Annotated in this window: 18 protein-coding genes; 2 read left to right on the forward strand and 16 right to left on the reverse strand. The window is 63.6% G+C overall.

Annotated elements, in window-relative coordinates; all coding sequences use genetic code 11:
• Positions 1 to 60 precede the first annotated feature (60 nt).
• The 7 genes from RCH22_RS14430 to RCH22_RS14460 all read right to left on the reverse strand — a co-directional run bounded on the left by RCH22_RS14430 (position 61) and on the right by RCH22_RS14460 (position 5775).
• Entirely contained in the window at positions 61 to 765 is a 705-nt protein-coding gene (locus tag RCH22_RS14430; RefSeq protein WP_322135538.1) for a DUF2064 domain-containing protein, read from the reverse strand.
• Positions 766 to 1183: 418 nt separating this feature from the next.
• Complete coding sequence (locus RCH22_RS14435) at positions 1184 to 1636, reverse strand: hypothetical protein (protein ID WP_322135537.1); 453 nt, start codon at positions 1634 to 1636, stop codon at positions 1184 to 1186.
• A 229-nt stretch (positions 1637 to 1865) separates the two neighbouring features.
• Positions 1866 to 2258 (reverse strand): hypothetical protein, encoded by a 393-nt coding sequence (locus RCH22_RS14440; protein WP_322136676.1) that lies wholly within the window; start codon positions 2256 to 2258, stop codon positions 1866 to 1868.
• Positions 2255 to 2863 (reverse strand): DoxX family protein, encoded by a 609-nt coding sequence (locus RCH22_RS14445; RefSeq protein WP_327014466.1) that lies wholly within the window; start codon positions 2861 to 2863, stop codon positions 2255 to 2257. The genes RCH22_RS14440 and RCH22_RS14445 overlap by 4 nt, the downstream gene beginning before the upstream one ends.
• The gene (locus RCH22_RS14450) at positions 2818 to 3816 is read right to left on the reverse strand and encodes a radical SAM protein (protein WP_327014467.1); all 999 of its coding nucleotides are present in this window, start codon (positions 3814 to 3816) and stop codon (positions 2818 to 2820) included. Before RCH22_RS14450 ends, RCH22_RS14445 begins: the two co-directional genes overlap by 46 nt.
• Positions 3810 to 4634, reverse strand: a complete 825-nt coding sequence (locus tag RCH22_RS14455) for a PhnD/SsuA/transferrin family substrate-binding protein (protein WP_322136679.1) — start codon at positions 4632 to 4634, stop codon at positions 3810 to 3812. Before RCH22_RS14455 ends, RCH22_RS14450 begins: the two co-directional genes overlap by 7 nt.
• 7 nt (positions 4635 to 4641) lie before the next feature.
• Entirely contained in the window at positions 4642 to 5775 is a 1134-nt protein-coding gene (locus RCH22_RS14460; protein WP_322136680.1) for an acyl-CoA dehydrogenase family protein, read from the reverse strand.
• Between the two features lie 454 nt (positions 5776 to 6229).
• On the opposite strand from RCH22_RS14460, the gene RCH22_RS14465 reads away from it, so the two are divergent.
• Positions 6230 to 6835, forward strand: coding sequence for a hypothetical protein (locus tag RCH22_RS14465; protein ID WP_322136681.1), 606 nt, complete (start codon positions 6230 to 6232; stop codon positions 6833 to 6835).
• A gap of 566 nt (positions 6836 to 7401) precedes the next feature.
• On the opposite strand, the gene RCH22_RS14470 is transcribed toward RCH22_RS14465, so the two are convergent.
• The 3 genes from RCH22_RS14470 to RCH22_RS14480 all read right to left on the reverse strand — a co-directional run bounded on the left by RCH22_RS14470 (position 7402) and on the right by RCH22_RS14480 (position 9773).
• A complete protein-coding gene (locus RCH22_RS14470) occupies positions 7402 to 8040 on the reverse strand; it encodes a flavin reductase family protein (protein WP_322136682.1) in 639 nt (212 codons plus the stop codon).
• Between the two features lie 331 nt (positions 8041 to 8371).
• Positions 8372 to 9148, reverse strand: coding sequence for an NAD-dependent epimerase/dehydratase family protein (locus RCH22_RS14475; RefSeq protein WP_322140585.1), 777 nt, complete (start codon positions 9146 to 9148; stop codon positions 8372 to 8374).
• A 46-nt stretch (positions 9149 to 9194) separates the two neighbouring features.
• Positions 9195 to 9773 carry a helix-turn-helix domain-containing protein gene (locus tag RCH22_RS14480; protein ID WP_322140584.1) on the reverse strand — a complete coding sequence of 193 codons (579 nt, stop codon included), beginning with the start codon at positions 9771 to 9773 and terminating at the stop codon, positions 9195 to 9197.
• 32 nt (positions 9774 to 9805) lie between these two features.
• Between RCH22_RS14480 and RCH22_RS14485 the strand changes: the two genes are divergently transcribed.
• Positions 9806 to 9964 (forward strand): hypothetical protein, encoded by a 159-nt coding sequence (locus RCH22_RS14485; RefSeq protein WP_322136684.1) that lies wholly within the window; start codon positions 9806 to 9808, stop codon positions 9962 to 9964.
• A 26-nt stretch (positions 9965 to 9990) separates the two neighbouring features.
• Here RCH22_RS14485 and RCH22_RS14490 read toward each other — a convergent pair whose 3' ends face one another.
• The 6 genes from RCH22_RS14490 to RCH22_RS14515 form a co-directional block, all read right to left on the reverse strand.
• Positions 9991 to 10161, reverse strand: coding sequence for a hypothetical protein (locus tag RCH22_RS14490; protein ID WP_327014468.1), 171 nt, complete (start codon positions 10159 to 10161; stop codon positions 9991 to 9993).
• Positions 10162 to 10179: 18 nt separating this feature from the next.
• Positions 10180 to 10392, reverse strand: coding sequence for an NAD-dependent epimerase/dehydratase family protein (locus RCH22_RS14495; protein ID WP_322136685.1), 213 nt, complete (start codon positions 10390 to 10392; stop codon positions 10180 to 10182).
• 483 nt (positions 10393 to 10875) lie between these two features.
• A complete protein-coding gene (locus tag RCH22_RS14500; protein WP_322140583.1) occupies positions 10876 to 12081 on the reverse strand; it encodes a divalent metal cation transporter in 1206 nt (401 codons plus the stop codon).
• Positions 12082 to 12513: 432 nt separating this feature from the next.
• Positions 12514 to 13815 carry an FtsW/RodA/SpoVE family cell cycle protein gene (locus RCH22_RS14505; protein ID WP_322136688.1) on the reverse strand — a complete coding sequence of 434 codons (1302 nt, stop codon included), beginning with the start codon at positions 13813 to 13815 and terminating at the stop codon, positions 12514 to 12516.
• Positions 13816 to 13901: 86 nt separating this feature from the next.
• The gene (locus RCH22_RS14510; protein ID WP_322136689.1) at positions 13902 to 14081 is read right to left on the reverse strand and encodes a hypothetical protein; all 180 of its coding nucleotides are present in this window, start codon (positions 14079 to 14081) and stop codon (positions 13902 to 13904) included.
• A gap of 838 nt (positions 14082 to 14919) precedes the next feature.
• On the reverse strand, positions 14920 to 17358 hold the full coding sequence (locus RCH22_RS14515; protein ID WP_327014469.1) for a hypothetical protein: 2439 nt from the start codon (positions 17356 to 17358) through the stop codon (positions 14920 to 14922).
• Between the last annotated feature and the right edge of the window lie 27 nt (positions 17359 to 17385).

Raw genomic sequence — 17385 nt, forward strand, 5'->3', positions numbered from 1 at the left:
ACGAACTAACGGCGCAGGACGCTAGCGAGGTCGGATGCATCACTGGCCCGGCGACAGCTCCTACCCGCTCGGTGTCAGCCCCGCGTCGGGCCTGCCTGGCACCGCGGGCCGCATCGTGGCGAGGCTCGCCGCGAACCGGCCCCCGGGGGCGAGGGCCGCCACCCGGTCGGCATCGGCGACCGTGTCGACGTCGGTGAGGTGTGGGAGCCGCCGCACCCGGAGCCCGGCCTCGTGCAGGCGGGCGAGCTGCCGGGCGCCGGTGTCGTCCTGGGACATCGGGATGCCGCGGATCAGGTCGCCACGCGACAGCACGCCGCTCGACTGCACGCGACGCGACAGCAGGCCGCGCGGGTCGCCGAGCGCGAGCGCCCAGAAGCCGCCGTCGTTCGCTGGGCCGAACCAGGCATCCGTGGTGTCGTCCCAGTCGGTGAAGACCGGCTCGAGCAGCGCCGTGGTGACCTGGGGTGTGTCCATGCCGATGAGGAGGGTGGGTTCGTCGAGGGAGTCGAAGATGGCCGCGAGGCGTGCGTCGAGACGGCCGGACGTCTGGGGCAGGATCTCGAAGGCGTCGGCGGCGACCGGCGGCGTGACACCGTCGAAGGCGAGGATGCGACGCGTCGCCGGGAGAGCCCCAACGGCCGCGAGCGTGTCGTCGAGGCTTGCCGCCGCGAGCAGCGCCGCCTGCTCGAGGCTGAGCGGCGGGTGCAGCCTGGTCTTCACCCGACCGGGCAGGCACTCCTTGGCGATCACCACGACGGCCGTCATCGCCGAGCCCCATGCAGCAGGGCGGACATGTCGCCGATCAGGGTCACGGTGTTCATGTCGCTGCCACACGATGGGCAGGCCGACCGATCTCGGCCTCGATTGCCCGATCCTCTCGCGCGAGAGGGGGCCGGGCGGCGTTGACTACCTCGGGGTGAACGTTCGAGCCCGACGCCGAGGCCGCCACAATCATAAGCAGCACGTCGACCGCGTCGTCGACTCCGCTATTGGTGAGGAGTCCGCCCGCGCTAGCCAGAACCGAGGTCGCCTTGAACCCTGTCGATCTCATCGCCCCCCTCGTCTCTAACCACGTACCACCTATTCTGGCCCGACGGTGACTGCCCGACACTGCCTGCCCGACAATGGGCTCTGGGCGCGCCAGCACCTCGTCGAGCGTCGGGTTCGCCGATGGGTCGAGACCCTACTCCTCGCGGCCGGGCACAGAGTCGATGCCGAGCCCCATCGGAGTGAATCGGTCGGTCGACCCGAGACAGCAGCGCCGAAACCACGAGTCGTGGACGAAGACCAGGTGGCGCAGCGTTTGCACAGCCGACCACTCGTCGTTCACGCGCTCGTGCTCGATGCCCGGCGACTGCCGCATGCGCGCCACGGTCGCCGCCCAGCCGGTGCGCAGCTGCCGCCACCCTCGGCGAACGTCGGCCAGGTCGTCCGATCTGATGAGTCGGCGGACCGGGTGAGGACGGTCGAGCTCAGCCTCGACGTTCTCCATGACTTCGACGCCGTTCACAACGAGGTTGGTCACCAGCCCGTCGATCACGGCGCCCTGCATAACCACGCCGATCAGACGGGTGCTGTTCAGGTTGCACTCGCGGAACTCCGCGCCCTTCAGGTCCTCGTCCACGTCCCGTTTCATGCTTGGCAGGCTACGCCCGGCCCCGACGCCTCCGAACGCTGTCGCTTGTGGCTTCTGATCGTGCTGATGCTGCATCGCGTGGCAACCCTGTAGAGGGTTGTTCGGGGCCTGCCCACTCACCGCAAAGGGCTTTCGAGGGGGGATGCGTGGCTCGCACCGTTTCAGGTTCGGAGTGCGCTGGTGGTCGTGACGATGGGCCTGTTGGACCTGCCAATCAACCGTGGTGTCTTCAACCACGTTTTGGCATCGGCCGTGAGGTGATCCAAATGGCGGTGAGGGCGGTGCCGAGTCCGGTCATGAGGGCGGCGGCGTTGACAGAGCCGGAGATGATGCCGATAGTCGCAGCGTAGGTGGCGAGGCGCACCAGTCCGACGACGATGAGGATCGCGCCGGCTGTAAGCAGGAGCGCGGGCATTCGCAGTGCACAGCCGAGCGCGGCGAGGGCACCGAGTGCGACCAGGACGAGTGCTTGCACAAGGTTGACCGATGTGAACTGTAGCGGTGTGTAGTCAAGCAGCGAGAACAACGAGCTGAGCGCGGTGAAACCGGCGACGATCAGGCCGCGGGTGCGCCAGATTGCTGAGGTGGACGCTGTACTACCGGTGCGTGTGGTGGCGTTCATGAGAGGGCCATTGCAATCCGAGCCGGCCGGCCTGAGCCGAGCGACCACCGCGGTCTTAGCAGTCCGTCAACGCCGGCGATCCTTCCGGCGGCGGTTGCCAGGATGACGAATTGCGCTGCGAACATCAGGTAGTAGCTCCATTGCCACTCCCCGGGGGTGTTCAGCACCGAGAGAGTGATGGCGATGGTCTGGAGAATGCCGATGGCCGCCCAGAAGCGTGTCAGGAATCCCACGAGCAGGAACGCGCCGAGGCAGAATTCCGCGATCAGCACACCCCAGCCGAAGAGCGCGAAGTTGGGGAAGATGACATTCTGTACCAGCCAGCTGAAAGCTCCGAGCACCGGATGCTCCACGGCGTCAGCGGTGTACTGGTAGAGGCCGTCGTGCGCGGCTTGCCCGAAGTCGGGCGGGCGTTTCCAGTTCACATTCTGTAGCCACATCAACCCCACTGCGATCCGCACGGCGGCGAGCACCGCGCGAGTGAGACGCCCGGAATCAATCTGGTTGATATGTGCCGGTGCGGTGGTGCGGGTGGTGGTCATGGTGTTCTCCTTTCGTTTCAGGCGCAGGCGAACATCGATGTGGCGGACGTTGCCGATGACCACTGTTGGGTGAAGAGTTCGCTGACCCGGTCGAGCGCGGGAGCCAGGGGGAGTATCTGGCGACTCACGAGCGCGTTTTCGTCACGGGCGGCGACGGGATGCCAGTAGATACCGTCCGCCGTCACGGTCACCTCGGGGATTAGCGATTCGCGCGTGAATGCGACCCCCTCTTCGGCGACGCCTTGCAGCGCGATGGGGCGGATGACCTGGTCGGCTCGCGGGATCCCGAGCCCGTCGAAGAGCGCGTGCAGCTGATCGAGGGCCGGGTCATCGTGCGCCGAGATCGTCGCGGCGACCCGCACAGTGAAGCCCTCGTCGAGGGCTATTCGAATTCCGGCTAGGGCCCGTTTCCAGCTGCCGACACCGCGGTGGGAATCGTGCACCTCGGGGGTGGGTGAGTCCACACTGATTTGGAGCGCGAAGCCTTGGCGTGGCATCGCCTGTAGTTTGCGTAGCCCGTGGCCGCGGAACAGCATCCCGTTGGTCAGTAGTGTGGTCGGCAGCCGGTCGACGCAGGCTCTCACGATGACGTCGATGTCCGGCAGCAGGAACGGTTCGCCGCCGGTGAGGTAGAGCTCTTTCACGCCCCAGTCGGCGGCCTCGGTGACGAGTGCCTGAATGTTGTCGATGCCGAGCAGGCGCGGGTCGGTCTTCGGCGACGACGCGACGCAGCAATAGTCGCAGGCCAAGTTGCAGTGAAAGTTCGTGTAGAGCCAGAGCCTCGCCCCGGGCATCCGGTCGGCGGGGATCATGCTGCCGGGGTTGCGCGGCCGGCCCCGGCAAACGGTCACGTGGCCGGTGTCCTGCTCGACCATCAAAGTGCTGACAAGGGTGTTGCCTGTTTTCTGGCACCATCGGCGCACGAGTTCCAGTTCGCTCGCCGACGCGACCGCAAACTGTGCCGTGTCGCCTTCGGCCATTTGCTCCACGGTGCGCATCAGCTCCATGATTACCATCGGGCGTCGACGCCCTGTTCCTTGATCGCCGCAAACAATCCGTTGTAGCCCTCGAGGTGTGGTTCGACCCATCGGGTCAGACCCTCCAGTTCGAGGATGCGACGGTGCGCCGGCACCTCCCAGTCCATCGCGAGCAGCTTCGCCACCCACGGTGCGTAGACCGACTCGGGCAAGGTGTCGAGGGCGGTGAACATGCAGTGCGAGTAGGTTTCGGTCTGCCAGACCGGCTCCAGCATGCCCGGCATCAGGTCGCCGCGGCCGATGTTCTCCCACACCGTGATACCGATCGCAGCGACATCAGCGTCACCGGCAAGCACCGCATCGATCGCGTCCAGCTCACTGCGACCGGTGTCACCGTGCTTGCCGATGTCACTGTTGAAGCGCTGAATGTGCAGGTGATCGACATCCACTCCGGCTTCGCGCAGATAGTGCAAGGGCAGAATCGCGGCATGCGCTGAGTCTGCCGATCCGAGTGCCAGGCGCCGGGTCGCGATATCGCCGGGGCCGGACCAGCCGCTTCCCGAGGCCGCGACGAACACCGTCGAAAATGTGGCGTCCGTGTCGCGCATGGCCAGTGGCCGCACGTGCCCGTCGGTCTGAAGCACAGCCCGCGCATACGCAAGATTCGTGTTCCAGGCGATGTCGATCATCCCCGCTTGCAGCGCGTCGACCAAGCGGCCATAGTTCGAAAACAACAGGAAATCCATCGCCGTATCCGGTTCATCGAAATATTCGCGAATGCCTTCCCAGATGGGAACAACGTTGGGCGTGTAAGCGACCGCTCCAATGAGCAGGGGCGCTCCGACGAGTTTCGACATCAGGCGCTCAGAACAGCGGAAGGCCGGTGACAGCCTTCCCGTAGAAGTCGTAAAGCACGTCGGCGGTCGGGGCCATGACCGACCCCGCACGCGCATCCCGGAAGGCCCGCTCGATAGGTAGGTGTTTTGAGAACGCCGCTCCGCCACACACCCGCATCGCCGATTCGGTGATCATCAACGCGGCATCGTTCGCGGAGGCCTTCACCCCGAGCACGAACAACGGAGTATCCTCGGCGGGGCTCGCCACTTTCGCGGCCGCCTGTGCAAGGTAGGACTTCTGCGCCATCAACGCGATGCTCATCTTCGCAATTTGTGCCCGAATCGTAGGTAACGCGGACAGAGCCTGGTCCAGGTGCTCCAGCCGGGCACCGGTCACGTGTGCGACCGCGGCATCAACAGCTGCGGTGCAGAGCCCGAGCGACACTGCGGAGTTGCCCAGGTTGAACCAGGGAAGCACGGTGGCCATCATCGTGCCGAACCCGCTGCCCGGCTCACCGAGACGATAACTGGACGGAATAGTGATCGCTACCGTCATCGGGCTCGACGCATTGCCGCGCAGCCCCAGTCCGCTCCACGGACCGGCGATATCCAAACCCGGCGTTATAGCCGGGATCGCATACAGGTCGACGGTCTCCGGGTCGACCGCGCTTTTCGACGACATCACGTACACGTCGGCGTACCCGGCCGAGGTCACCCAGCTTTTATAGGCCGTGAAGCGAAGGCCGGCCCCGTCGACTACCGACTCGGACACGGGAGCCCAAAAGTGCGATCGCGACCCCTTCTCACTGAACGCGAGCGTGCCGAGCACCTCGCCCGAAGCCATCCGCGAGAGAAGTTCCGGCATCGCGGCAGGCGGGGCGGATGCCACCGTCACCGCGGCCGCGACATGCATCAGGTAGATCATCGCGGTAGAGCCGCACGCCACCGCAATTGCGCTCAGCACCTCCGTGAACTCGACCGGCCCGGCCCCCATGCCGCCAGCGTCCTCGCTGATCACCAGGCCGAGCAGCCCGCTCGACCTGAGTGCCGCGACTGAATCAACAGGGTAGCTGCCATCGGCATCAACCTGTTGGGCGTGAGCGGCGGCTACTGCCGTTACCCGCGCTACAGCTTCTTGGATGGTCGACTGCGTCATGGTCATCCGGTCTCCTGGCATCGTTGCTCAATTTTTTCGACACCGCTCAAGCGGGATCGACCAGCTCAGTATCCCCCACAGGAATGTCAGGGCTGCAAGAAAATAGTTACGAGTGTCTAACGGTGCGGGGGGCTCATTGCTGACTGCCATCGCATCGACCGGCGGTTGAACGCGGCAAGCAACCGTTCGGCAGGAGGAAGTGCTCGTTTCTCCGCGTCGGGAAAGCCGTCATAGGTATAGGTCGCGACGGCCATTGGGGATCCTGCACGGCCGAGCGCGTACCGGAGCGTCGAGTCGTTTCGGTGGCCGCAGATCAGGATCCCGACGGTCGGCGTATGAGTGCCGAGCCTCAGCCGGTCGTCGAACCCCGGGGTGGTGCGATCTTCATGCTTCTCCTTTGACCGCAAAGGTAGCCGAGACCATAGTCAAATGATGGAAAGCGCGTCGCTACGCTGTCCGAATGGACATCCTTACAACGGCCCTATCGAAAGCGCCCGCTGCCGGGTCGATCATCGGCGTGCCAGTCTCAGTGTGGCTCCCGCCGTTGGCCGTGCTGGTAGTGGCATTGTTCGGTTTCTGGAATACCAGTCGAGCTACAAAGCGCGCTGGGGAGAATTCGGACGCCTCTCTGAAGCGCACGATCACGGCAGATAGGCAGGCGCGGCTGCTGGAAAAGCAGATGCTCCTCTACGCCGATATTTTGACTTTCATCGCCCAACGGAGCCAGCACAGAAGCGCCGTACTAAACATGGGCAAGATCGAAGGTGTCGATATCCCTCAACAGTACGAATCAACCGATCGATTCGCTTTATCCGGGCGCGCAGAAGCCATCGCTCGACGATCCGTACTGAACGCTTGGAACGCCTGCAACAAAGCCGACGAGGACACGGTAAGAAAACAGATCCTCCAAGCAAAAATCCCCAAAGTGTGCGACGCGGGAATGAAGGCATACGCCGAAATCGACGCTGCGCGAGTCGAGGCTGAGAGGCAAGACGGATTGCTGCGAGATGCCATCCGGATCGCATTGCACAATCGAACGGACGATGACGGACTTGGTGATCTTTGAGCCACGGAAAATGTTCAGGGCTTCGGTGCGAGTCCTTCACCAAGCTCGACTCCAAGATCTCCAAACGCTCCGAGATGCCCGAGCCAAGCCATCGATGTCCACCACATCAAGACGGCGTCGCCGATTGCTCGAACCATCGCGGCTTCTAATCCGTCATCCGTTGCAGTCTCGCCGGAGACCGCCGATGCCGCTTTTCGACGATCATCGGCGCTGAGTCAATGGTTTTCATCGCCGGTGCAGGGAGGTGCCCGCTGACGGGATTCGCAAAGTCGCTGGGCGATGAACGCGGCTCAGCCACCGACGTACCTGCCAGTCTGGTTTGCCAGAAATCTTCCGGCACGCCACATTCCACTCTTCGCCATCACGATCTGGCTCCACGTGCGTAACCTGCACTCACAACAATAGAATGCCCGTCCAGTTCCACGAACGACACCGACGTTCGGCACTTCTCGATCGCGTTTTGCCGTGTTCAGACGGCCCGGTTAGGGCATTTCGTCGCATTCCTGATCACCGATTCGGCAAGGCGCCAGGGCTTCTCGTTGGCGAGATGAGCTGTCAGGGCGCCATTAGCGGTACCACTCCTCGTCCGTCTGAGCCAAACGCGAGGGATGCAACTCGTCGCCGAGTCCGTAAAAACGCTGAAAATTCATGATCAGAGGCCGCCACAAGTTCGGATCGATACGATTCTTCGACCCTTTCACGCGGATCGACTCGTGGACATGCACCCTCGTGATCCTGGCTTCGAAAATGAACGTGTCGCCATCGGCCGGGTCATCTTTCTCGAGGGGACGCGAATGAACGATGCGGGCTTCGAGATTAACCGGGCATTCGTCGATCCGTTCCGCTCGGACGGTGTCACCAGGTCGGGCATGCAAACCGGCACAGGCTATCTTGTCGGGCTCGTATCGATAGCCAACGCCAGCCTTGCCAGGAGGGACGGGCATGCGACCGGTCGTCAACGCTATCCTGTCTACCGCCTCGACTAGTTCGGCAGTGGGGAGGTTAATGACGCACTCGCGGGTGTCGAGAAGGTTCTGTGCAGTCAAGGACCGGGCGCCCATGCCAAGGAGGGCAGTCTGGCCAAGCCAGAAAACGGACGACATCGGGGACGTATTAGTGGCACCGTCGCGGTCGATCGTACTGAGAAGCGCAACGGGTGTTCCGAAGTAGAGGATGGCAGGATCAATCACGGTGTGCGTCGGCATGGGCTTCCTTCGGTGCGGGGGCGAGCGAGGGCTGGTAGGGCTCGTCGGTGCGAGCTTCACTTCGATTCTTTCCGACCCGATATCCCGGTGCTGGCGGATATCCGACGTCACAGAGTCACGCCATCGAGATCGCAAGCAATCGCGCTCCACGGGAGCAGTGAGGCCGATAGCACAGCCGAACACACCAGGCAATGTGAAAATTTGGATCCCGAACTGCGCACCATCGGCTTCCCCAAGGGCTTGTATCACTGCGGGCAGTAGTCGCTGAAGGTGTGCCTTCGATGCGCGCACGTTTGCCCTCGATGCCGGGCGAACGCGTCAGCCGGCGACATTACCGGGTGACGAATCCCTTCCTCACCATGCTCTCGGCGGCGGCCACGATGGCTTTGCGCGGGTCGCGCGGCGTCCAACCCAACACGCGGCGCGCCTTGTCGTTCGAAGTCTTCTTCGAGTAGCCGAGGTCGGGAACACCGGGCATGTCGGCGAGCGACCGGGTGGGCACGTGCCGCGCGTCAACACCGAGATGCGCCTTGATGACGGCTCCGATCTGCTGCATCGGGATGGCGGGACCGTTCGAGAGCAGGAGACGCTGCCCGGCGGCATCCGCCGCCGTCATCGCGAGGATGTGCGCTATCGCCACGTCGCGTACGTCAACGATGGGGATATAGAGATCGGGGAAGCCAGGCATCCGGCCCTCAAGCATAGTCTGGACTATGCGGTTCGCCCCCGAGACGTCGTCGCCCATTACCGGTCCCATCACCGCCACGGGGAGCGTGGCAAGTGTCATGGCACCTCCCTCGTCAGCCATGAATTGCCAGGCGGCGCGCTCGGCGAGTGTTTTGCTCTTACCGTATGCGTCGACGCCCGGGCCGTCAAGGATGGTCCAGTCGTCCTCGGTGAAGACGTGGCCATTGTGTGGGTGTCCCCAGCTCACCGCATGAAACGCGGAGGTGAGCACGACACGCTGCACGCCGGCGTCGCGGGTGTTGTCCGTCACGTTGAATGACGATGAGGCGTCATCCTGATTGACGATGAGAATTGGGGGTGTGGGCGGCACGGTGACGTGGTCGTCGTCAGCGATGACGGCGTCTATCGTGACGGTCGTCACGATGACGGCGGTTTTCGGGCATGCGGAAGCGCCTCGGCGCGGGATCTCAGGTGCGCAAGGGCGGGGGGAGGAGCCGGCCGCGGGTGAACATTCCGATCAGCGTCCACACCGGCAGCGGGCAGTCCCAACGCTGCCGGCAGGCCAGCGCCGCGCCGGCGAGGAGGTTCAGCGCGTCCCCGAGCGGAGTCGGCCAGACCAGATCGCGGCTCAGGATGTCAGGATCGGCACGGTACGCGTGCTGCACACCCTGTTCATGCAACCAGTCGGCGTGTGCTTCCCGTGCCCGACGCAGCCAGCGGCGCACCGTGGAGACCGGGCGGCCCAACTGGGCCGCGACCCGGCGGTGCCCGTCGCCGCGGGCCTTCGCAGCCAGGGCAGTGCCGATCACCTCGGCCGTGTCCGCCCGGCGCAGCACCAGCGCTGCGGGCAGCAGCACGTGCGTAGCTGCGCACTCCGGGCAGCGGGCACAGCGGGGTCGCACCGTGACCGGTGCCTCGTCGAGGCTGCGCACCCTGCGGATGCGGCCATACCCGTGCGGGCGCAACGCCCCGGGACAGCCGGGACAGCCCAGCTGCCCCGCGTCGAGCAGGGCCTCGGCCTGCTCCGGCGAGGCGACCACGATCATCGCGTCCAGCTCCGTTCTGCTGCCACAAGGTCATGCCAGTAACTCTTGACTACCACACCTGGCCGGGGAAGGGGCCACCTCGTGTTGAGGGTGCGGCGGTCGCCGTCAACGTGCCGAGCAGCCCGGCCAAGATCATCGTGACGATCACGGCCCGGGCGTTCGTCCGCGACCATCGCCGCTCGTCACGATGATGCTGCCGACGTGGACAACCCCATCGTCAACCCACGTGACGCACAACCCCGGCCTCATCGTCACCCACGGAGACGTACAACACGCGGGCCGCACGCAGGACCCGCAGCGCGCCCTCCCGTGCCGGCACGATAAGGTCGGCCTCGTTCTTGAGATGCCCGGGTAGCACGGGGGATGCCACGTGCAGTACGTGGTCCACTCCGGCGACGGCCTCCGGTCATCCGGCGTTCTTGAGCAGGTCGGCGACGACGAAGCTGAGGTTTTCGCCGTGCACCAAGCCCGCGTCGGCGAGCACGGAACGCACGGATCCCTCCTTGGCGAGTGAGCGGACGGTGGTTCGCACCACATGGCCCTGCTCGAGAAGCTGCAAGATGATGTGGCCGGCGATGAAGCCGGACCCGCCGGTGACGAGTACGTGATGTGTGGTCATAGTGATAACTCTTCCGCGCCAGGCTGTGCCCAGCCAGTGCCCCTTCAATCATGGGAGCGGCAGGACCATGGAACATCCGTGACCGCGGGCCTACGGTAGAGAAATGACCAACGCGCCGAACCTGCTGGGCGAGTACCTGCGCGCGCGCCGCGAGCGTTGACCTTGATCGACGTGCCCCGAAGTTCCTTGGCGTACATGACCGTGTCATGGCGTGCCGAGGGCATCCCCCTGAATTTGGTTACTTAATGATTGGGGCGATGAAGGTGTAGGTGACCAGGATGGCCAGCAGTAAGACGAAAATCCTTAACGCCCACAAGGCTTTCCGAGTGCTGGGGCCCAGCACAGCCGGGGGGACCGGGCGTGATTTTGCTGTGGACAGTTGGCCCGGTTCAAGTACCGCCGCAGGGTCCTCCGTGTCATGGTTGCAGCTTTTCACCTGGGTTCCTTGTCGTTTGCGGAGCACTCGGATTCGTGTTCGTGTGACTAGTTCGGAATGAGGTGGATGGTCTGGAGGAAGGAGATGATTCCGTAGCCCGCCGCGCAGAGCGCGATGAAAGTGATCACTAGGGTTCCTAATATATTGGTCAGGCGTGTGTTGGCCCATTTGCCCATCAGTTCACGGTCGTTGGCTAACATCATCAGGAAGACCAGCGTGACTGGGAGAAGAACAGTGGCCAGCACATTCGCGTTCAGCGCAATGGCAAGCAACGGCGCACCAGGAATCAGGATCACTGCCGCCGAGATCAAGGCCGAGGTGACATTGACACCGTAGAAAAGGCCTGCGCCGCGGGGGGAACTGTTGAAGCTGGCCGAGACCCCGATACATTCACCGGCGGCGTACGCGGTGCTGGCTGAGATAGTCAGGATCGCCACGGCCCCGGCTTCGATTAGGCCCAGGGCAAAGACCGCGCCCACCGGCATTCCCGCCACGGCGCTCAGTGCGGCAGGGAAACCAGCGCCCGCGAGACCCTGGATCGCTGAGCCGCCATGAGCGAACAGCGCCGCACCGACGATGAGGGCTGCGCAGCCAAACACCGCGGCCAAACCTGCACCGACCGCCGTGTCCAGACGGCCGTGCCTAATGTCCTGGTGGGTTATTCCCTTATCTGCCGAGGCGCTCTGCTGGAAGAACACCATCCATGGTGTGACGGTCGCACCGATGGTTGCAGTCAGCAGCAGCAGCAGCGGGGTGAGACCATCAAAGGGAAACGGTGACCACGTCGCGAACGCTCCGCCGATGGCACCCGGATCCGGGTGCACCATGATCGCGGCGACCAGGAACAGGCCGTTGAACATGGCCAGTCCCAAAACAATTCTTTCCCACCGCCGGTACCGTCCCCCGGCGAGGGTCAGGAAGACCAACACGATCCCCAGACTGGCAGCGACCGGCGCTCCCAGGCCGAAGAAGGCCAGACCGACCCGGATCGCGACGAACTCGGAGACCAGGGTGACGAGATTTGTGAGCACGAGGTCCACTGCCCCGAACCACCCCCAGAGACGACCGTAGCGTTGCAGGACCAGTTCGCCGTAGCCACGATGGGTCACGGCGCCTACCCGCATGGACATTTCCTGACAGAGGTAAGACATCGCGAAAAGAACAACGATGAAAGGCAGAAAGAACCCCGTGCCATAGTTGGCCCCGTCCGCGGCGTAGGAGACCATGCTTGGCCCGTCATTTTCGCCCAGCATGACCAGCAGTCCCGGGCCGGCCAGCAGCCACGCCAGGTGATACCCCTTACTGGACTGCCGTGCCCGGGAGACCCGGGCACGGTCAGAGGAACGCGCCACGTCCTCCCGCGTCAGAGGCAGCCCATTAGTATCCAAGAGGATCACCACCGGGCCCGGCGGACGAAATCGGACGCGCACAGGGCACACCCTCGCGCTGGGCGGACGCGAACCATTGGATGGGACCTGGCAAAGACGGAATGCCTCATAGAGGAATTCTGGCACGCCTAAAATAGTGGAAACGCACGAGGACTTTTGCGCGGGCCGCGGCCGGTCACGACGCCTTGCTGACCTACGAGAGTGGCAACGCCCCAAGACCGGGAAGTGCACCGCTCCGCGGGACGCAACCGAGGATCTGTCAAGACGTGAACCGGGCTTGGTCACTGGCATCTCGGATCATGAACTTTTAGGTCCCGCCCGCTGGCGTGATGGGCGGCGTTGATTGGAGATTCGTAGGAGGAGGGCCCCGATGACCCAGTTGGAGATGACGGAGGATCCGCCGGCAGAGAGCCAGGGGGTGGTGAGTCCGGTGAGTGGAATGATGCGGGTAAGTCCGCCGATGATGATGAACGTCTGCAGGGCGACGACAAAGGCAAGCCCGACGGCGAGGAGAGTGCTGAAGTCGTCGGCGCTGTCGTGCGCGATTCGCAGGCCGCGCGCGGTGAAGAGAAGGTAGAGGGAGAGAATGGCAAAGATCCCCGCGAGGCCGAGTTCTTCACCGAGGCTTGCGAAGATGTAGTCGCTTTGCGAGACCGGGGTGATCCAAGGCTGCCCTTGGCCAAGGCCAGTGCCAATCAGGCCACCGTGCGCGAAGCCAAATAGACCTTGGACGAGCTGGTAGCTTCCGCCGGTCGCGTTGTAGACCTGGGTGTCGAATGGGGTGAACCAGTTAGTGATCCGAAGGTTCACGTAGCTGAGGCTGGCATTGCCAGCAGCGGTGCCCGCCACGATGAGTAGACCACCGATGATGAGCCAGCTGAGCCGTGCTGTGGCAACGTAGATCAAGACGAGAAAGATCCCGAAGTAAAGCAGGCCAGGGCCGAGATTGTGTTGGGCGATCACCACAAGGATAGAGAGCAGCCAGACCAAAACGATCGGGCCCGTATGGCGAACGCGGGGAAATCGAAATCCGAGATGTTTGTTCCCCAAGAGCGACAGCGCGTCGCGGTGTCGCACAAGGTATCCTGCGAAGAAGACCGCCAAAGCGATCTTCGCGATCTCCCCGGGCTGGAAACTGAGCGAACCGATGCTGATCCAGGCCCGAGCGCCGGAGACGACTCTTCCGATTCCGGGTACCAGGGGAAGCGCGAGTAAGGCCACGGCAATGAGCCCGAAGGTGAACGTGTATCGGTGCAGGAGCTGAATGTTCCGTACAACCAATAGCGTCACCAGTGCACAAATGACCGCGATCGCACACCAGACGATTTGTCGAACGCTCGCACTTGCCCAGCCGGTAGAGCCGTAATGAAGATCGATCCGATAAATTTCCGCGATCCCAAGCCCACTGAGGACGGTCATAATCGGCAGAATGAACGGATCAGATAACGGTGCCGCGAACCGCATCACCACGTGCGTCAAGAGCGACAGGGCTGGAAGTGTCGCGCTCACACCGATGAACGCCGCATCAGTGTGTCCGGTAGCTCCCAGCTGCACGAGCAGCACACTGCCGAGCACAATGACACTGGCCAGCAGCAACAAGAACAGTTCAACATTCCGGGTCCGAACTCCGGGGACCGCGCCGCGCAATCGTGCCGCACGGTCAATGGGTAATGCTGTGACCGGGCCTATTCGACGCACGGGATCGACCCGGATTGCAGCGGAGTGGCCCGGTCGGTGTAGGCGTCCTTCGTCTCGCCGGTATTCTGCGGTACCCCCGGCGTTGCCGACGCGGTCGACATCGTGATCGTCGAACGGTGGATGAGGTTGGACAGATCGTTGTAACTGTAGATCGCGAAGGCCGCCATCCGCCCAACGATCACAACGACCGCGCCCGCGCCCGCGACACCAGGATCCTCCGACGTCGACGCACACGCTTACTCGCCTCGCCACGATGAGCGATCGGACGGGCATCGGGTGTTGAAGAGGTCATCGGAGAGTCCGTTCATCAGCCAGCAGCGAAAGGCCACCGTACGAAAGCGCGCAAGGCGGCGCTCGTCACAACTATGGTGGAGCGCCCTGCAAACTCACTGAGGCCAATTTCCGACACTAATGCTCCCATGCCCCCTGGATGGGGTTGTCCCGCAGGATATGCAATCGTCAGCCGGAGAGATGTCTCTAAGAACGCGAGCCGTTCGCGCGAGCGCGAAGCCGTGTGTAAGAACTTTCAAAATGAAAAGGGCCGTCCGCGGTGTGATCGAAAAAGGGCACGTGCAGTGATGTCTTCAACCCGGCTGTCGAGTCCCGCCGAAGTAGTAGCAGCTGCCGTGCCGACATCCGCACTATTGGGTTCGCAGCGTGCGTACCGTCACCTCCGTCCCGCCCGGCGTGCCCGTAGGTGAATCCAGGAACTCGCCGCGAGCGACAGAAACTGCCTCGATGCTGTGCGCGTTTTTGCCCGGCTTCGTCCGGCTTTCCCCGAGCGAGGTCACGACCACCAGGCCGTGGCGATGACGGTAAGGCCGGCCCCAGCGATACAAATGTCAGCCAAGCTCTCCTACGGACGGCATTTAGAATAACGCGAATGCCTGTTCCCTAGCTCCGTCCAATGACGAGTCCAGGGCGAGGCCACGCACGCGGCGCCCGTTCCCGGCCTCGACCCTGCTACCTGTAACGGTGACCAGGGTACGCCCCGCGTACGGCCGTTTAGACCGTGATCGTAAGGCACCCGACCAGGGTGTTGCCGCCCGCCCCAGTGTTGATCCCATACGCGCAGATCCGATGAGATCCGGGAGCGACCGCGATCTTCTCCGAATAACCATGCGCCCCACCGTAGACCGGGTAAACCGCCCCAACATCCGGACGGTCCTTGTCCGCCATGAACGCCGCACCCACCGCGTCCACGTAAATATGCACCCGGATGGACGCGGTCGTGTCCGGATCGATGGCCCAACCCGACACAGTCACGCCGTCGCTCGCGACAGTTGCCGCATCAAGCGCACCAATCGGCGCCCTGCCCAGATCAGGGATCGTCGCAACAGGCACAACGACGTCCTTGCAGTTCAACTGAGTATTGCCGCCCGCCCCAGTGTTGATCCCATACGCGCAGATCCGATGAGATCCGGGAGCGACCGCGATCTTCTCCGAATAACCATGCGCCCCACCGTAGACCGGGTAAACCGCCCCAACATCCGGACGGTCCTTGTCCGCCATGAACGCCGCACCCACCGCGTCCACGTAAATATGCACCCGGATGGACGCGGTCGTGTCCGGATCGATGGCCCAACCCGACACAGTCACGCCGTCGCTCGCGACAGTTGCCGCATCAAGCGCACCAATCGGCGCCCTGCCCAGATCAGGGATCGTCGCAACAGGCACAACGACGTCCTTGCAGTTCAACTGAGTATTGCCGCCCGCCCCAGTGTTGATCCCATACGCGCAGATCCGATGAGATCCGGGAGCGACCGCGATCTTCTCCGAATAACCATGCGCCCCACCGTAGACCGGGTAAACCGCCCCAACATCCGGACGGTCCTTGTCCGCCATGAACGCCGCACCCACCGCGTCCACGTAAATATGCACCCGGATGGACGCGGTCGTGTCCGGATCGATGGCCCAACCCGACACAGTCACGCCGTCGCTCGCGACAGTTGCCGCATCAAGTGCACCAATCGGCGCCCGGCCCAGATCCTGCACGCCCGACCCGCTATCGGGGACGACCACGTTCTGGCAGCCCAGCACGGTGGTCCCGCCGATACCGGTGTTGATCGCGTACGCACAGACGGAGTGCGGTCCCGGCGACGCCGCGAGGGTATCGCTGTAACCGTGATTCGCGCCGTATGCCGGGTATGCCGCCGCGATATCGGGGCGTGACATCCCCGCCGAGACGGCCTTACCGACCGAGTCAACGTAAAGGTGTACCGCGATCGGGTCCGTAGAATCCGGGTCCAGAGCCCACCCTGAGACGTTGACGCCGCCGGTCACGCCCTTAATCCCGTCGATTGAGCCGATCGGTGAGCCGCTCATCGCAGTGATGGATCGGCAGCCGAGTTGCACGTTCGAGCCAGGACCGACATTGATCGCGTAGATGCAGACCGTGTTCGGTCCCTCGGACGTCACCGGCACGGTCACGTCGAAGCCGTGGTTGGATCCGAGGCCCGTGTAGACGGCCGCGACGTCGTTACGTACGAGGTCCGCGCTGAAGGCGGTCCCCACGCTCCCCACGTAAACGTGCACGGCCACCGGGGCAGAGGTGTCGGGATCAATGGCCCAGCCGCTGACCCTGAAGTTACCGGGTGAGGCGGTGATGGAGTCGACGACGCCAAAGGGACTGGCGGTCACGCCGGTGGGCGAACCGAACCAGTTCGAGTAGTAGACCCAAAAGTTACGGTTGCCGTAGGACGAGCAACCGTCACCGGTACCGCCGAGGTTGGCAAGTGCCGCACTGTTGGGCTGGTAGGGCGTGTAATTGTAGAGGTCAGCCGTTGCCTGGTTCCGGATGTCCACGTCTGTCGCCCCGCAGGCGGCATTCGGGTGGTATCCGACGGAAACATTGCCGATCTGATAGTGGCGATCCGGGTAGTTGGAGTACTGCCGGAACTGCCACGCAGCCTTGTAAACTTGGTTGTAGAAGCCGTAGAAAGCCGCGTCGCACGAGCTCGTGTCCGGGCATCCGTAGCCCATGGCCTTGCGGTACGTCGAGTCGGTCGGCGACGTGTCCGTGATCAGCCCGGTCTCCTTCTCCAGAAGCACCAGCAGCACCTGGGGGTTGATCCCACAGGCCTGCGCCGTCTTGAAGATGATGCTGGCGGCCGACTCGCTCCCGGAACCGGCGTAGGCGGAGCAGTGCCCTGGTTCGACGGCGGCCCGGTCATAGGTCGCCATCGTGTAGTCCTTCAGACAGACATAACCGCTCGAGCAGGACGAAACCTGCGCATTGAGGAAGTCCTGGACCTGCCCTACCGACATGGTGCTGGTGTCGAAGAAGTTCTGGTCGGAGATGATGTAGCCCGGATCAAACTCGGATCCGGTGAGCGCTTCGGCGGCCTGTGGGGCCGCGGCGAGCGGGATCGCGACCAATGCCCCACCGACGATGGCCAGCGCGGCCACCCAGGCACGGGTTCTCAACCCAGCAGAAATTGGCACTTCGGTCCCCCTCGCAGCCGACTACTA

Origin of the sequence: Cryobacterium sp. GrIS_2_6 (genome assembly GCF_035984545.1) — a bacterium.
Lineage (GTDB): Bacteria > Actinomycetota > Actinomycetes > Actinomycetales > Microbacteriaceae > Cryobacterium.

Coding starts and splice junctions, on each gene's coding strand:
- RCH22_RS14480 (WP_322140584.1), bottom strand. CDS start 9,773: ATGATCGTGGTCGCCTCGCCGGAGCAGGCCGAGGCCCTGCTCGACGCG.
- RCH22_RS14460 (WP_322136680.1), bottom strand. CDS start 5,775: ATGACCATGACGCAGTCGACCATCCAAGAAGCTGTAGCGCGGGTAACG.
- RCH22_RS14450 (WP_327014467.1), bottom strand. CDS start 3,816: ATGGTAATCATGGAGCTGATGCGCACCGTGGAGCAAATGGCCGAAGGC.
- RCH22_RS14435 (WP_322135537.1), bottom strand. CDS start 1,636: ATGAAACGGGACGTGGACGAGGACCTGAAGGGCGCGGAGTTCCGCGAG.
- RCH22_RS14495 (WP_322136685.1), bottom strand. CDS start 10,392: ATGACCACACATCACGTACTCGTCACCGGCGGGTCCGGCTTCATCGCC.
- RCH22_RS14440 (WP_322136676.1), bottom strand. CDS start 2,258: ATGAACGCCACCACACGCACCGGTAGTACAGCGTCCACCTCAGCAATC.
- RCH22_RS14510 (WP_322136689.1), bottom strand. CDS start 14,081: ATGGCGGCCTTCGCGATCTACAGTTACAACGATCTGTCCAACCTCATC.
- RCH22_RS14430 (WP_322135538.1), bottom strand. CDS start 765: ATGACGGCCGTCGTGGTGATCGCCAAGGAGTGCCTGCCCGGTCGGGTG.
- RCH22_RS14465 (WP_322136681.1), top strand. CDS start 6,230: ATGGACATCCTTACAACGGCCCTATCGAAAGCGCCCGCTGCCGGGTCG.
- RCH22_RS14455 (WP_322136679.1), bottom strand. CDS start 4,634: ATGTCGAAACTCGTCGGAGCGCCCCTGCTCATTGGAGCGGTCGCTTAC.
- RCH22_RS14485 (WP_322136684.1), top strand. CDS start 9,806: ATGCCAGTAACTCTTGACTACCACACCTGGCCGGGGAAGGGGCCACCT.
- RCH22_RS14470 (WP_322136682.1), bottom strand. CDS start 8,040: ATGCCGACGCACACCGTGATTGATCCTGCCATCCTCTACTTCGGAACA.
- RCH22_RS14500 (WP_322140583.1), bottom strand. CDS start 12,081: ATGCTGGGCGAAAATGACGGGCCAAGCATGGTCTCCTACGCCGCGGAC.